The sequence below is a fragment of the Yersinia sp. KBS0713 genome, from assembly GCF_005937895.2.
GTDB classification, from domain to species: domain Bacteria; phylum Pseudomonadota; class Gammaproteobacteria; order Enterobacterales; family Enterobacteriaceae; genus Yersinia; species Yersinia bercovieri.
In genome coordinates, this window is sequence record NZ_CP042173.1 from 2338725 (window position 1) to 2353283 (window position 14559).

A 14559-nucleotide genomic window follows, 5' to 3' on the forward strand; every position below is an offset into this window, starting at 1 on the left:
TGACCTCCAGCAAAAAAACAGATCAAAAATAGCACCCATCAGGGAAGGTAAGAACCTTCGACAAGGTTCGCGCCGAGCGCAGCTATACAGCGCCCACCACTATTTCTCATATAAATCCTTAGTTTTCAGACAGGCAATCAAGTAAAAAAGTGTACTGCCAGGAAAGATAAGAACCTTTAAAAAGGTTGTGCCGCAGACAACGAGATAACTATTATGAAAAGACATATCTAGACTAGGGTATGGATGTAATCTATTAGTCTATTTAATACACTTGAATGTGAGCGTGACTTATAGAAATATAATTTACTCTCATGATTAAAACTCGATAAACTTATAAAATCCAGTTTCGAGTTGCCATCAAAGTCATCCATAACTGAATCTGTAATGCATATATACTTACCTGAATAGATAAAGTTCAGGCAGCAGAGCAAATTATCCACTTGCCTAACACCCACCTTACCATGTTGTTTTTTAACACTTTCCTCAAGGTTTTTGACGAAATTGCTTCTGTATAATACTGGGTTACATAACCAAATATTATGATGAAGGACACTTAAAACATCCTGGCTTTCATTAATGACATCTTTGCGGCCATAAATACCAAAACCACTATTTGGTACTTCATTTAGCAGCATAAATTTATCGCTAGGAATGATTTCTGATGACAGGATAAGTGAGTTTCCATCATAATCTCCAATATCATCAATATTTTCATAATAGAATTTAATTACATTGGCTTGAATGTTATTTTTTTCAGCTACTTTGCATAACTTTGTTAGACTCTCATTTTTACCCCAGTCGTAGTAAATATTGATGACATTGGAGACATGTCCGGTCAGGTGCTTTTTAGTAATCTCTTTTTCTTGCTGATACAAATCTTTTAGATCGTTATATAAAACCTCACCATCTCTAGTTAGACTCATACCAAATTTTTCTCGTTTAAATAATTTTTTCCCTATTATATATTCAAAATCCTTTATTGATTTGGCCACCGGCGGTGTCGTTCTGTTCATCACCCTAGCAGCCTTACTTAGTGAGCCATTTTCAACTACTGCCATAAAGGCCTCTAGCTTTCTAGATAGAAACATAATTTACTAATCCTTTGAGTCAAAATTTACATAAAAAGCAGCAGGCATATTTTGATGCTTGCTATTATCTGTAGATATTATTAAGAATTTGATAACTTAAGAATATGAATTATATTTTAAATAATTGACATATAAATCATCATAGCATAGGAACCAATAACTTTAAGTCACCTTTAATCATTACCACTAAGGATATCCTGGCGCATTAACACCTTGACATTACCAATAGTTCTAACAGACGAGACATCGTAGATCCATGATTTCTAATAACTATCTTTTATTCCTCACGTTACAAAATCAATTAACGCCCATACACTGGATAATAAAAAAATCATAGGAACTGCTTAATCCTTATTGACAACGTCAAATATCAGTTGCGAGGGTAACCAACCAAATTAATTAGTTTTTGACTACCTCCGCCAAGAGAATACATTTAATCTATAAGTCGATACTCTCATGATAAATAAATCAATAAACAAGTTGCATGAGTTATTTACTAGGAACAATATTTATAATAACTCACTCAGTGTTGAATGTTTTTTGATATGACGTGATTATTCGAAAGTAGGAGAAAATAGAACAACAGTTTAGTTTTAAATCACCAAACAATAGCCACCCCATAAATTAGCTGATGGTTTCAACCTATTTTTTAAAACTTGGATTTCGTAATAGTGTTTCCATATCTAAAAATGACAATATAACATTATCCACTTTCTTCTATTCTCTATTCATGGATTACATTTTTATCCTGTATCTGCTAATATTCGAGGCCATTTCTTAGCAAATCAACGGTGCTGACCATGAAGTTTGTCTCTTTTAACATCAATGGGCTACGTGCTAGACCACATCAACTCGCCGCAATAATTGAGCAGCATCAGCCGGATGTTATCGGCCTGCAGGAAACAAAAGTTCACGATGATATGTTTCCTCTTGAAGATGTCAGCCAGCACGGTTATCACGTTTTTTATCATGGGCAAAAAGGTCATTATGGTGTCGCACTATTAACCAAGGAAAAACCCTTGGCTGTGCGTCGTGGCTTCCCTACAGATGAAGAAGATGCTCAGCGCCGTATTATTATGGCTGACATTGCTACACCACAAGGCCCTTTAACCGTCATTAATGGTTATTTCCCTCAAGGGGAAAGTCGCGATCATCCAATAAAGTTTCCAGCAAAAGAGCGTTTCTACGCGGATTTACAGCAATATCTGGAACAACAGCATTCAGCCGACTCTCAGCTGCTGATTATGGGTGATATCAATATTAGCCCGACGGATCTGGATATTGGTATTGGTGAAGAGAATCGTAAGCGCTGGCTACGTACCGGTAAATGTTCATTCCTGCCGGAAGAGCGTGCGTGGTTGGCGCAGTTACAAAACTGGGGGTTGGTTGATACATTTCGTGCCGCTAACCCAGAATGTAATGATCAGTTTTCGTGGTTTGATTACCGCTCGCGGGGCTTTGATGAAAATAGAGGTCTGCGTATTGATCTGTTACTGGCAAGTCATCCATTAGCTGCCCGCTGTATCGCCACAGGAATTGATTACGAGATCCGTGGAATGGAGAAGCCATCAGATCACGCCCCTGTCTGGTCTGAATTTGCACTCTAATATTGTGGTTCGCTTAATGACAGGGTTATTTGTTTATCCCTGAGTGCTACGGATGTGGGTAAATAAAAATGATCGATGTCGTCGCCGCAATTATTGAACGCAATGGTAAAGTTTTGCTAGCTCAGCGAAACTCATCCAGTGATCAAGCGGGCTTATGGGAGTTTCCCGGTGGAAAAGTTGAGGCTGGTGAAAACCAGCCTCAGGCTTTAATACGAGAGCTTGCCGAAGAGTTAAATATTGCGGCGACAGTGACAAGATATATCGCCACCAATCAGTGGGATTCAGGTAAAAATATTATCCGCTTACACGCCTGGCATATTGAAAACTTCAGTGGTGAACCCATACTGCATTGCCATTCAGCCCTTGTTTGGCTGTTGCCGCAACAGGCTTATCACTATCCTCTGGCACCCGCTGATATTCCGTTATTAGACGCTTTTATTGCTCAAAAACGCTAAATAACTACTCGGTTAACCCTATTATCGGGTTAATCTTTTCCATATCAGTGGATTGGTGCCAACCACACTGGCGTCACGTACACATTGCAAAACCTCACCTTCGATGCGCAATACCGCACCTTCTGAATAATTTTGGTTTTGGTAAACACAGCAGCGGGTGCAAGGATTATTGTTTGTATTGCGATTTGATGAGTTATTCCAAACCTCCGGTGGTAATGGAACAACAACATCAACATTGTTTCGATTAGCCATTGCCACACTGGAGATCAGCGAGGCAAAACCAATACAACCCAGCACTACCCATGTTCTCATGACTTATTCTCCTTGGCCTTGGTCGATGTTTTCTTACGTTTTTTTATCGCACCAGCGGGTGCGGCTGGCAACCCACGGAACACCTGAGATGATCGACTTTGATTCTGTTTTGCCTGACTGATTAAATCTTGCAATGTCGCCACCAGTGGTTGCATAAAATCCTGATAACGGCAGTTTTTTTCACTAATTTGTGTCAACGTTGATTCCCAATGCGCCGTCATATCTGGACGCGCGGCAATATCCGGCAGTGCGTGAATCAGCGCCCTTCCCGCTGGGCTGGCATGGATATAGCGGCCTTTCTTAAACAAAAAAGTCCGTTTGAAAAGTAGCTCAATAATCCCGGCGCGTGTCGCCTCCGTCCCCAAACCGTCAGTTGCCCGTAGCACTTTTTTCAGCTCTTTATCCTGCACAAAACGGGCGATACCCGTCATGGCAGAGAGTAAGCTAGCATCGGTAAATGGCCGCGGTGGCTGGGTTTGCCGCTCAACAACTTCACCACGCTCACACAGTAATTCTGCGCCTTTCGCCACTACAGGTAACGGTGCACCTTCGTTTTCCTCATCACGCTCTTTACTGCCGAGCAGAGTACGCCAGCCAGCCTCTGCCAAAAAACGGGCTTTAGCGACAAATTTCCCACCGGCAATATCCAGCTCAATGACACACTTTCTAAACTGTGCATCAGGGCAGAACTGCATCAGATATTGTTGTGCCACCAGTCGATAGACTCTACCCTCGTCGCTGGTCAGGTTCACTTTACTCGCCCGCGCAGTCGGGATAATGGCGTGGTGCGCATCAACTTTTTTATCATCCCAGCAACGATTACGACGATCACTCTCCATCACCTCCAACGGCAATAGATCTGCCTGATGAATGCTAATGGCATTAAGCACCGAATGACGCCCAGCGAAATGCTCCTCAGGTAGGTATCGGCAATCTGAGCGGGGATACGTAATCAATTTGTGCGTTTCATACAGTCGCTGACAAATATCCAGCACTTGTTGCGCGCTCAAGCCAAAGCGCTTGGCGGCTTCAATCTGCAAGGTCGAGAGTGAAAATGGCAACGGGGCGGTTTCTGATTCCCGTTTATCATTATAGGAGGTGACCAATGCGGGCTGGCCGGTGATGCGATTCACAACGTGCTCTGCCAGTGGGCGATGTAACAACCGCCCCTCGTCATCCTGATAGGATTCGCAGGAGTCACTCGGCTGCCACTGTGCAATAAAGCGCTCATCAGCAGGGGTGACGATATGAGCTTTGACCTCAAAAAAGTCTTTGGGGATGAAATCTTCAATCTCTTCATCACGACGCACCACCAGCCCCAATACTGGTGTTTGCACGCGGCCGACGGACAAAACACCGTCATAGCCCGCATTGCGCCCAAGAATAGTATAAGCTCGAGTCATATTGATGCCGTAGAGCCAGTCAGCTCTAGCCCGTGCCAGGGCGGAGACACACAGGGGAATAAATTCCCGGTTATAACGTAGGCGCTCCACCGCACGTTCAACCGCCTGCGGGTTTAAATCGTTAATCAGGCAACGGCGCACATTTTGCCGCTTCTCGGCAACCAAATCGAGGTAATCGAGGACTTCATCAACTAAAAGCTGCCCTTCGCGATCAGGGTCACCCGCGTGCACGACCTCATCAGCCTGCCGCAATAGCTCTTTGATAACATTCAACTGTTTACTGACTGACGGCCGTGGCTGTAGTCGCCATTTTTCAGGAATGATCGGTAAATCAGCCAGCGACCAACGGGCATAGCGGCTATCGTAAGCATCCGGTTGGGCCTGTTCCAGCAAGTGACCCACACACCAGGTCACCATTTGATCATTACCACAGGCAATGAATCCATCCCCCCGACGATGCGGCTTTGGCAAGATATCGGCAATCGCCCGCGCCAGGCTCGGTTTTTCGGCAATAAAAAGTCGCATCATTCACCGCGTAAATATGTTAAAGAGAAGGTCACGGTGTAATCTCAATCAGTGCCCGGCTACCATCCAGCGCGCTTAACTCGCCAATAGGGCTGAGTATCAAACCATGTTGGGCGGCAATGGCCTGCACCTCGGCTTCAGCTTCAGGCAACACCGCTAACAGCAAGCCGCCAGAGGTTTGCGGATCGCATAATAATTTTTTCTGTAAATCAGACATTTTGCTAATCAGATGACCATAGCTGTCGAAGTTACGTTCTGTCCCCCCCGGCACACACCCCTCGGCAATATACTCTTCCACGGCAGGCAGGCGTGGAATGGCGGAGAAATGCAGCGTGGCCTGAACCCCGGAACCTTGACAAATCTCACTCAAATGCCCCAGCAGACCGAAACCTGTCACATCTGTCATTGCCGTCACCCCGGGAATATGGGCGAAATCAGCGCCAGATTTATTCAGCTGACACATGGTTGCAGTTGCCAGCCCCTGATGTTCTGGCCGCAATTGACTTCTCTTTTCTGCCGTGGTCAGAATGCCGATACCTAACGGTTTGGTCAGAAATAGCTTACACCCCGCCCTGGCGGCACTGTTTTTCTTCACCTGTTCAGTGCTGACAATACCGGTGACCGCTAAACCGAAAATTGGCTCGGGTGCATCAATGGAGTGGCCGCCGGCCAGCGAAATACCCGCCTGCTGACAAACAGAACGCCCACCTTCGATCACCTGTTGTGCAACTTCTGGGGCTAATTTATCAATCGGCCAGCCCAAGATCGCAATGGCCATAATAGGTTTGCCGCCCATCGCATAGATATCACTGATGGCATTGGTGGCGGCTATTCGGCCAAAATCAAAGGGATCGTCAACGATCGGCATAAAAAAATCGGTAGTGCTGATAATACCCACGCCACTGCCAATATCATAAACCGCCGCATCGTCACGTGTTTCATTTCCCACCAGCAGACGGGGATCGAGAAATTTCTGTTGATCAGAATGCAAAATTTTATCCAACACTTTGGGCGAAATTTTGCAACCGCAACCCGCTCCGTGGCTGTATTGAGTAAGACGTATCGCTGGCGATGTCATAACACTCTCCCGTCTGGTGGTCAGTAATAAGCAGTTTAATCAATTAGTAAACTATTTAGTCCGGAATACTGCATATGGGGCAACTATCCAGGGTGCCTATGGTAGCGCCTATGGCGTGGCTTGGTAAGTAGAGAGCCGCTGTTGGGCAGATAGGTTGGTCACAAAGCAGGCGAAAACGCAGCTTGTCGTCGATAAAAACCACAAACTGCAAAAGATAACTGGGGAAAAACGTATAACAATCAGAAATGGCGGACAAAAGTGCTGTAATCAGGTGGTGTCACTTTCGTCGCAGATTTTAATAGTGGTGTGCCGAGATAGAGGAAACCAACAATTTCATCTTGTTCACGGCAGGCAAAACCCTGACGCACGACCGGATGGTGGGTCCAGGAGCCGGTACGCCAAATGCCATTGTAGCCTTGCGCTAAAGCCGCCATCTGCATAGCTTGTACCGCACAACCGGCAGAAACCACTTGCTCCCAGTTGGGCACTTTCGGGTTTTCAGTTACATGAGCAATCACCGTGATAATTAAAGGTGCGCGGAAAGGTGCCTGCTTCGCCTTTGCCAATACCGCCTCATCACCACCATCGTGTTCAACGGCTTTTTGTAACAATTGGCTAAAACGTTCCAAACCGTCATTTTCGATTAACACAAAGCGCCACGGTTGTAATGTTCCGTGATCCGGCGCACGCATAGCCGCATGGATAATATGGTCCAATGCCTCTCCTGCTGGGGCCGGGGTGGTTAAGCGAGACGCCGAGCGGCGGTTAAGTAAGAGTTCCAACGCATCCATCATTTTCTCCTGATAACGATTTTCATTTTCAGCACGGTAGCATAAGTTGTCGTTTTGTTACCAGTGTTGACCTATAGGCTAGGTTTCTCTGCGATTTAAAGCTGACTTTTGTACGTCAGGTCATTAGGATAGCCGTACTTGCACCGTTTTGTTGGAGATAACATGCACACTTTGTGGCGAATTTTTTCTGGCTTTTTCAAGTGGACCTGGCGTCTATTGAATTTTGTCAGAGAATTTATTCTTAATCTTTTTCTTATACTGTTAATTTTAATCGGTGTCGGTGTTTACCTACAGTTCCAAACTAAGCCGGTAGAGCCGGTAAAAGGTGCATTACTCGTTAATTTAAGTGGCGTGGTGGTTGATCAGCCGGCGGTGAATAATAAGTTGCGCCAGTGGGGCCGCGAGTTATTAGGGGCATCCAGTAATCGATTACAAGAAAACTCGCTGTTTGATGTGGTAGAAACCATTCGTCTCGCCAAAACCGACAATAATATTAATGGCATAGTGCTATCACTGAGCGACTTTACTGGCGCTGATCAGCCCTCGTTGCAATATATCGGTAAAGCGCTGCGAGAATTCCGTGACAGTGGCAAACCTATTTACGCAATTGGCGACAGCTATAATCAGAACCAATACTATTTAGCCAGCTTCGCCAATAAAATCTACCTGTCGCCACAAGGTGCCGTCGACCTGCATGGTTTTGCCAGCAATAATCTCTACTACAAATCGTTGCTAGAAAAACTCAAAGTCACCACTAATATCTTCCGGGTGGGTACCTTTAAATCTGCGGTTGAGCCGATGATTCGCGATGATATGTCACCGGCAGCCCGTGAAGCGGACAGCCGCTGGATTGGTGGATTATGGCAAAATTATCTCACCGCCGTTGCTGCGAATCGGCAATTAACCGCTGAGCAGCTCTTCCCCGGTGCTGCGGCTGTTATCAGTGGATTACAAGCTGCTGGTGGTTCAGCCGCTAAGTATGCACTGGACAACAAACTGGTTGATCAATTGGCTTCACGACCCGAGGTAGAAAGTGAGCTAATCAAAACCTTCGGTTGGGATAAAAAAAGCAACGACTTCAATTACATCAGTATTTATGACTATCAACCGGCACCGGCCCCACAGCAAGGCGAGCAGATAGCCGTTATCTTTGCTAATGGTGCCATCATGGATGGTCCACAGACGCCAGGAAACGTCGGTGGCGATGCATTGGCGGCACAAATTCGTCAGGCGCGTCTTGATCCGAAAATCAAAGCCGTTATCTTGCGTGTCAACAGCCCTGGAGGCAGCGTAAGCGCCTCTGAGCTGATTCGCTCTGAGTTATCAGCCTTACGTGCGGCTAATAAGCCATTGGTGGTGTCAATGGGTGGCATGGCCGCTTCCGGTGGCTACTGGATCTCAACCCCAGCTAACTATATCGTCGCCAGCCCAAGCACCCTCACGGGTTCGATTGGTATTTTCGGGGTGATTAATACCTTCCAGAATTCACTCGAAAGTATTGGTGTCCATACCGACGGTGTGGCGACTTCACCACTGGCTGATATCTCCATTACCAAAAACTTGCCGCCTGAGTTCTCGCAGATGATGCAAATCAATATCGAAAATGGCTATAAAACCTTTATTGATCTGGTCGCCACCTCTCGTCACAAAACAGTCGAGCAAGTGGATCAAATCGCCCAAGGCCATGTGTGGATTGGCTTTGATGCTAAAAGTAATGGCCTGGTGGATCAGTTAGGTGACTTTGATGATGCCGTGAAGAAAGTGGCCGAACTGGCGAAACTGAAAACGTGGCAGTTGAATTGGTTTATTGATGAACCTAGCCTAAGTGACTTAATTTTCGGCCAAATGAGTGCGTCAGTTCAGGCGATGCTGCCTACCGCTATTCAGGCATGGTTACCCGCGCCGCTATCTACCCTGGCACAAGCGGTGAAAGAGCAGCCGAGCTTGCTTAATACGCTAAATGACCCACAGAGCCGCTATGCGTTATGTCTCAGTTGCGGTGATGTTCGCTAGTAAAAGCATAAAATAACTTAGCCCGGCATCCGTCGGGCTTTTTTTCCTCGCCAGTCTCCCTATAATCCCTCCATCTCATTTAGTCTCTTTTCAGGTCCCATTGCTCATGCAGAAGAAATCTATTTATGTTGCCTATACGGGCGGTACTATTGGTATGCAACGCTCGGAAAACGGATACATTCCGGTGTCGGGTCATCTGCAACGCCAACTCGCCCTGATGCCTGAGTTCCATCGGCCTGAAATGCCCGATTTTACTATCCATGAATATGCGCCATTGATTGACTCCTCAGATATGACCCCTGAGGACTGGCAGCACATCGCCAATGATATTCAACAGAACTACGACTTATATGATGGTTTTGTTATTTTGCATGGCACCGATACCATGGCTTTTACCGCCTCGGCGCTCTCCTTCATGCTAGAAAATTTGTCCAAGCCGGTGATTGTCACCGGCTCCCAGATCCCCCTGGCGGAGCTGCGCTCTGATGGGCAAACCAACTTGCTCAATGCCCTCTATCTGGCGGCCAACCACCCGGTGAATGAGGTCAGTTTATTCTTTAATAACAAACTGTTTCGCGGCAATCGCACCACGAAAGCCCATGCTGATGGCTTTGATGCTTTCGCCTCGCCGAATCTCTCCGTTCTGCTCGAGGCAGGTATCCACATTCGGCGAATCGCATCAGTTGAATCACCACTCAATACCGGCCCATTAATCGTCCATAACATTACACCGCAACCCATTGGCGTGGTCACTATCTACCCCGGTATCTCTGGGGCTGTGGTGCGTAACTTCCTGTTGCAGCCAGTGAAAGCACTGATTTTGCGATCCTATGGCGTGGGAAATGCACCGCAAAAAGCGGAGTTACTGGATGAGTTAAAAAATGCCAGCGAGCGCGGCATTGTGGTGATCAATTTGACGCAATGCATCTCTGGTAGCGTCAATATGGAAGGTTATGCGACCGGCAATGCGTTGGCTCATGCCGGGGTGATCAGTGGCTTTGACATGACGGTTGAAGCGGCACTGACCAAGCTGCACTATTTGTTGAGCCAATCTCTATCCCCTGAAGACATTCGCCGGTTAATGCAACAAAACCTGCGTGGGGAATTAACCGACACTCAGTGATCCTGCGGAGCACCAATGAACACAGCCTTACTCTTAATTGATCTGCAAAATGACTTCTGCCCCGGCGGGGCACTGGCGGTGACCGAGGGCGATCGCGTGATTGCCGTTGCAAATCAGGCCATTAATGCTTGCCTGCAACAACAGATAGCCGTCATCGCCAGCCAGGATTGGCACCCTGCGGACCACCGTAGCTTTGCCATCAATTCGAATGCGGTGCCGGGTACTATCGGGGATCTGAATGGGCTGTCACAAGTCTGGTGGCCAGTACATTGTGTGCAGCATACGCCGGGAGCTGATTGGCATCCGCAATTGCAACAAAAGGCCATCACCGCCACCTTCCGCAAGGGGCAAGATCCTGACGTCGATAGCTATAGCGCTTTCTTTGACAATGGTCAGCGGAGTAAAACAGCGCTGGATGATTGGTTGCAGCAGCAAGGTATAGAGCGCTTGTATATTATGGGGCTAGCAACAGATTACTGCGTAAAATACAGCGTGCTAGATGCATTATCTTTAGGTTATCAAACCACAGTCATCAGTGACGGTTGCCGCGGCGTAAATTTACAACCGCAGGATAGCCAGCAAGCGTTTGATGTGATGAGCAAGGCGGGGGCTGACTTACAAACGCTGGCACAATTTGTGGCTGAAATTAATCCCACTCATGGATAACCGCTTGGCGGTATAAACATCAACGGAGCCAGATAGGCTCCATTGATTCGCACAGATATTACATTTGCCAATCAGCTTGCAGGCAGTGCCCTACTCTGGTTTCAGTTTAACCAATGTCGGCTGGCTGAATTGCTGCTTCAGCTCTTGCTTGGTTTTCATCACTATCTGGCCATCAGTGCCAATACTCATATGCTGCGCATCCTCGTTATGACGTGCTTGCCATAACATGACCATTTGCAGGCTGTTCTCTTTCTGCTTCGGTGTCAGCGCCACACCATCCGGCCATTTACCCAGCTCAACGGCCTGGGCTAAACGCTGGTAAATTTCCGGTGTCATCACTGAAATCAGGTCTTCAAGCTCCATCAGAGCATCCTTAGCTAAATGAATAATAAGCTGAATCGATTTTTCACACACCAAAATGCGGCATTAACGGCTATTTAGCCCGCGATTTGCTCGCCATTTTGATCGTCAACAAAATTAAGTGACGCCGAATTCACGCAATAGCGCTCACCGGTAGGCTGTGGCCCATCAGGGAAAACATGCCCTAAATGCGCGTCACAATTGCCACAACGAATCTCCACACGATGCATATTATGTGAATAATCATCAACATAGCGGATAGAGTCTGCATCAAGCGGCTGATAGAAACTCGGCCAGCCGCAACCAGAATCGAACTTTGATTCTGAGATAAAAAGTGGCTGGTGACAACAGAGACACTGGTAGACGCCATCGCGTTTGTTATGCAGCAATTTGCCGCTAAAAGGCGCTTCCGTCCCCCGTTGCTGGGTGACATGCCGCTGAATATCGGAGAGTTTCTCAATATTTTCTGTGGGGTTCAGTTCTTTAGCCATTTGTGCGATTCTCTGGCAGGGAATAAAGTCAACGAAAACAACGTCTAATAATAACAAAAAATTAACAACAAAGCATTTAAAATTGTCCTAAACTGTATGCCATCGAGGTGTTAACGGTGTAAATGTGATAAAAATCTCAAATATTATGGATTCTCACTTTAAACTGAATAATTCGCCCCAATATAAAAATGAGGCTAATCGTATCTGGAAACGCGCGATTAATGTTCAATCTACCTACCTTGGTTTGATTTGTAGCAATAATTGACACGATTCCGCTTGACGCTCGGTAAGGTTTTTGTAATTTTACAACCAACCTTTTATTCACTAACAAATAGCTGGTGGAATATATGACTATCAAAGTAGGTATCAACGGTTTTGGCCGTATCGGTCGCATTGTTTTCCGTGCTGCTCAAGAACGTTCTGACATCGAAATCGTTGCAATCAACGATCTGTTGGACGCTGACTACATGGCGTACATGCTGAAATACGACTCTACCCACGGTCGTTTCGACGGTACTGTAGAAGTAAAAGACGGCCATCTGGTTGTTAACGGTAAAACCATCCGTGTTACCGCAGAGAGAGATCCGGCTAACCTGAAGTGGAACGAAGTTAAGGTTGACGTTGTTGCTGAAGCAACTGGCCTGTTCCTGACCGACGAAACTGCACGTAAGCACATCGCTGCTGGTGCGAAGAAAGTTGTTCTGACCGGTCCTTCTAAAGACGACACCCCTATGTTTGTTATGGGCGTTAACCACAAGGCATACGCTGGCCAAGAGATCGTTTCTAACGCATCTTGCACCACAAACTGCCTGGCTCCACTGGCTAAAGTTATCAACGACAAGTTCGGTATCGTTGAAGCGCTGATGACCACGGTTCATGCAACTACCGCAACTCAGAAAACTGTTGATGGCCCGTCTCACAAAGACTGGCGCGGCGGCCGCGGCGCATCCCAGAACATCATCCCTTCATCTACCGGTGCTGCTAAAGCTGTGGGTAAAGTTATCCCAGAACTGAACGGCAAACTGACTGGTATGGCGTTCCGCGTTCCTACTCCTAACGTTTCTGTTGTTGACCTGACTGCACGTCTGGAAAAACCAGCTTCTTACAAAGAGATCTGTGCTGCAATCAAAGCAGCTTCAGAAGGCGAGCTGAAAGGCGTTCTGGGCTACACCGAAGACGACGTTGTTTCTACCGATTTCAACGGCGAAAAACTGACTTCAGTATTCGATGCTAAAGCAGGTATCGCGCTGAATGACAACTTTGTGAAACTGGTTTCTTGGTACGATAACGAAACTGGCTACTCAAACAAAGTTCTGGATCTGATCTCTCACATCTCCAAATAATTGGATTGATGTCGAGCTCTGCCAAAAGCCACCTTCGGGTGGCTTTTTTATTTTAGTTGCGCAATATCAATAATTTACCACAACGACGCCCTGCATTTGCTGCAAGATTTAAAGCCTGTGATATTATCGAGAGACTGAAGTTCAATGGATCTCAAGCTCCCTTTCCCATAAGGCCAAACGAATGAACGAGAAAGTATTCACCCTACCTGTTGTTGAACAAATTTCACCTTATATCAGCCAACGCCAGTTGGATGAATTGCCAATCGTGGTTGTTTCCCACCCGAAGGTGCGTGCGGCAGTGAGCTTGCAAGGCGCGCACTTATTGGCCTATCAACCTAGTGGTGAACAACCTGTTATTTGGTTGAGTAATAACACACCATTTAAGGATGGTATCGCTATTCGCGGTGGTGTGCCGATATGCTGGCCTTGGTTTGGCCCATCAGCACAACCGTCCCACGGCTTTGCACGTCTTCTGCCATGGACCCTCAGTGCCCATGATGAAAATGAGAATGGGGTAATTTTGACCTTCACCCTGGAAGACAGTGATGCTTCACGTCAATTCTGGCCCCATCCATTCACTTTGATTGCCCGCTTTAAGCTAGGTGAAGAGTGCGAAATGGAGTTGGAATCACACGGCGATTACCAGGCGGTTGCGGCGTTACATACTTACTTCCAGATTGGCGATATAAGCCAGATTAAGATCAGCGGCTTGGGTGATAGCTATCTCGATAAAGTGCTGAAAATTGCCGATGCGAAACAGCAAGGCGACTTAGTGTTTAATGGTCAAACTGACCGTATCTACACCCAGCCAGAGGCCTACAGCCTGATCAAAGATGCCGCGTTGAAACGCACCATTGAAGTACACCATCATCACCAAAGTGATGTGGTTGCCTGGAATCCAGGGGCTGAGTTGTCTAGCAGCATGGTGGATATGCCAAATGATGGCTATAAAACAATGGTTTGTGTGGAAACAGCGCGCGTGAATCAGCCTTTGGTCGCGACTACTGATGCCCCCGCACGTCTCGCCATGACCATTCGCAGCCGTAAAAATGGCTGATAGCACTATCCGCTATTAGAAACAGAAATGGGGCGCTATGCTGGCCCCATTTGAGGTTATTGACAAAGTACCGATTGCGGAGAGAACAGCTAGATCGTAAAGACGCCGTAAATCCCTCCCTGGAGGCTCGAGCCGCGCCATCCCTGGCGCGGACGCTTTACTCTTCTACCTGTCCTCTCCGTTCCTGATCGCACCATCGGGTTTGTCAGCAGTCTGATTTTTTATGACTCAAATATCATCTACGCTA

At 46.7% G+C, this 14559-nt stretch carries 14 protein-coding genes; 7 read left to right on the plus strand and 7 right to left on the minus strand.

Annotation, left to right across the window (positions count from 1 at the left end; genetic code table 11):
• Positions 1 to 227: 227 nt before the first annotated feature.
• Positions 228 to 1088 carry a LysR family transcriptional regulator gene (locus tag FFE93_RS10925; RefSeq protein WP_032899004.1) on the minus strand — a complete coding sequence of 287 codons (861 nt, stop codon included), beginning with the start codon at positions 1086 to 1088 and terminating at the stop codon, positions 228 to 230.
• An 800-nt stretch (positions 1089 to 1888) separates the two neighbouring features.
• Here FFE93_RS10925 and xthA point away from each other — a divergent pair.
• Both xthA and FFE93_RS10935 read left to right on the plus strand, forming a co-directional pair.
• Positions 1889 to 2695 carry an exodeoxyribonuclease III gene (xthA, locus tag FFE93_RS10930; protein WP_032899005.1) on the plus strand — a complete coding sequence of 269 codons (807 nt, stop codon included), beginning with the start codon at positions 1889 to 1891 and terminating at the stop codon, positions 2693 to 2695.
• A 68-nt stretch (positions 2696 to 2763) separates the two neighbouring features.
• The gene (locus FFE93_RS10935) at positions 2764 to 3150 is read left to right on the plus strand and encodes a pyrimidine (deoxy)nucleoside triphosphate diphosphatase (RefSeq protein WP_005279292.1); all 387 of its coding nucleotides are present in this window, start codon (positions 2764 to 2766) and stop codon (positions 3148 to 3150) included.
• A 21-nt stretch (positions 3151 to 3171) separates the two neighbouring features.
• On the opposite strand, the gene FFE93_RS10940 is transcribed toward FFE93_RS10935, so the two are convergent.
• The 4 genes from FFE93_RS10940 to FFE93_RS10960 form a co-directional block, all read right to left on the minus strand.
• Positions 3172 to 3462 (minus strand): DUF1496 domain-containing protein, encoded by a 291-nt coding sequence (locus tag FFE93_RS10940; protein WP_032899008.1) that lies wholly within the window; start codon positions 3460 to 3462, stop codon positions 3172 to 3174.
• Positions 3459 to 5390, minus strand: coding sequence for a DNA topoisomerase III (locus tag FFE93_RS10945; RefSeq protein WP_032899009.1), 1932 nt, complete (start codon positions 5388 to 5390; stop codon positions 3459 to 3461). Before FFE93_RS10945 ends, FFE93_RS10940 begins: the two co-directional genes overlap by 4 nt.
• A gap of 31 nt (positions 5391 to 5421) precedes the next feature.
• Positions 5422 to 6468 (minus strand): selenide, water dikinase SelD, encoded by a 1047-nt coding sequence (selD, locus tag FFE93_RS10950; protein ID WP_049601669.1) that lies wholly within the window; start codon positions 6466 to 6468, stop codon positions 5422 to 5424.
• A 239-nt stretch (positions 6469 to 6707) separates the two neighbouring features.
• The gene (locus FFE93_RS10960; protein WP_057647597.1) at positions 6708 to 7259 is read right to left on the minus strand and encodes an NAD(P)H nitroreductase; all 552 of its coding nucleotides are present in this window, start codon (positions 7257 to 7259) and stop codon (positions 6708 to 6710) included.
• 162 nt (positions 7260 to 7421) lie between these two features.
• Here FFE93_RS10960 and sppA point away from each other — a divergent pair, with 162 nt between their 5' ends.
• The 3 genes from sppA to pncA all read left to right on the plus strand — a co-directional run bounded on the left by sppA (position 7422) and on the right by pncA (position 11061).
• The gene (gene sppA, locus FFE93_RS10965) at positions 7422 to 9272 is read left to right on the plus strand and encodes a signal peptide peptidase SppA (RefSeq protein ID WP_054872612.1); all 1851 of its coding nucleotides are present in this window, start codon (positions 7422 to 7424) and stop codon (positions 9270 to 9272) included.
• A gap of 106 nt (positions 9273 to 9378) precedes the next feature.
• Positions 9379 to 10395: an asparaginase gene (gene ansA / locus FFE93_RS10970; protein WP_005279305.1), complete on the plus strand. Its 1017-nt coding sequence runs from the start codon at positions 9379 to 9381 to the stop codon at positions 10393 to 10395.
• A gap of 15 nt (positions 10396 to 10410) precedes the next feature.
• On the plus strand, positions 10411 to 11061 hold the full coding sequence (gene pncA / locus FFE93_RS10975) for a bifunctional nicotinamidase/pyrazinamidase (RefSeq protein ID WP_138775124.1): 651 nt from the start codon (positions 10411 to 10413) through the stop codon (positions 11059 to 11061).
• Between the two features lie 90 nt (positions 11062 to 11151).
• On the opposite strand, the gene FFE93_RS10980 is transcribed toward pncA, so the two are convergent.
• The gene (locus FFE93_RS10980) at positions 11152 to 11424 is read right to left on the minus strand and encodes a YeaC family protein (RefSeq protein WP_032899014.1); all 273 of its coding nucleotides are present in this window, start codon (positions 11422 to 11424) and stop codon (positions 11152 to 11154) included.
• 74 nt (positions 11425 to 11498) lie between these two features.
• A complete protein-coding gene (msrB, locus tag FFE93_RS10985) occupies positions 11499 to 11912 on the minus strand; it encodes a peptide-methionine (R)-S-oxide reductase MsrB (RefSeq protein ID WP_005279312.1) in 414 nt (137 codons plus the stop codon).
• A 347-nt stretch (positions 11913 to 12259) separates the two neighbouring features.
• Between msrB and gapA the strand changes: the two genes are divergently transcribed.
• On the plus strand, positions 12260 to 13255 hold the full coding sequence (gene gapA, locus FFE93_RS10990) for a glyceraldehyde-3-phosphate dehydrogenase (protein ID WP_032899016.1): 996 nt from the start codon (positions 12260 to 12262) through the stop codon (positions 13253 to 13255).
• A 181-nt stretch (positions 13256 to 13436) separates the two neighbouring features.
• Positions 13437 to 14312 (plus strand): D-hexose-6-phosphate mutarotase, encoded by an 876-nt coding sequence (locus FFE93_RS10995; protein WP_054872614.1) that lies wholly within the window; start codon positions 13437 to 13439, stop codon positions 14310 to 14312.
• Positions 14313 to 14559: the final 247 nt, after the last annotated feature.

Excerpts from the sequence above, each read along its gene's own strand:
- FFE93_RS10935 (WP_005279292.1), top strand. The coding sequence starts at position 2,764 with ATGATCGATGTCGTCGCCGCAATTATTGAACGCAATGGTAAAGTTTTG.
- FFE93_RS10925 (WP_032899004.1), bottom strand. The coding sequence starts at position 1,088 with ATGTTTCTATCTAGAAAGCTAGAGGCCTTTATGGCAGTAGTTGAAAAT.
- xthA (WP_032899005.1), top strand. The coding sequence starts at position 1,889 with ATGAAGTTTGTCTCTTTTAACATCAATGGGCTACGTGCTAGACCACAT.
- FFE93_RS10980 (WP_032899014.1), bottom strand. The coding sequence starts at position 11,424 with ATGGAGCTTGAAGACCTGATTTCAGTGATGACACCGGAAATTTACCAG.
- selD (WP_049601669.1), bottom strand. The coding sequence starts at position 6,468 with ATGACATCGCCAGCGATACGTCTTACTCAATACAGCCACGGAGCGGGT.
- sppA (WP_054872612.1), top strand. The coding sequence starts at position 7,422 with ATGCACACTTTGTGGCGAATTTTTTCTGGCTTTTTCAAGTGGACCTGG.
- FFE93_RS10945 (WP_032899009.1), bottom strand. The coding sequence starts at position 5,390 with ATGCGACTTTTTATTGCCGAAAAACCGAGCCTGGCGCGGGCGATTGCC.
- pncA (WP_138775124.1), top strand. The coding sequence starts at position 10,411 with ATGAACACAGCCTTACTCTTAATTGATCTGCAAAATGACTTCTGCCCC.
- FFE93_RS10960 (WP_057647597.1), bottom strand. The coding sequence starts at position 7,259 with ATGGATGCGTTGGAACTCTTACTTAACCGCCGCTCGGCGTCTCGCTTA.
- msrB (WP_005279312.1), bottom strand. The coding sequence starts at position 11,912 with ATGGCTAAAGAACTGAACCCCACAGAAAATATTGAGAAACTCTCCGAT.
- FFE93_RS10995 (WP_054872614.1), top strand. The coding sequence starts at position 13,437 with ATGAACGAGAAAGTATTCACCCTACCTGTTGTTGAACAAATTTCACCT.
- gapA (WP_032899016.1), top strand. The coding sequence starts at position 12,260 with ATGACTATCAAAGTAGGTATCAACGGTTTTGGCCGTATCGGTCGCATT.
- ansA (WP_005279305.1), top strand. The coding sequence starts at position 9,379 with ATGCAGAAGAAATCTATTTATGTTGCCTATACGGGCGGTACTATTGGT.
- FFE93_RS10940 (WP_032899008.1), bottom strand. The coding sequence starts at position 3,462 with ATGAGAACATGGGTAGTGCTGGGTTGTATTGGTTTTGCCTCGCTGATC.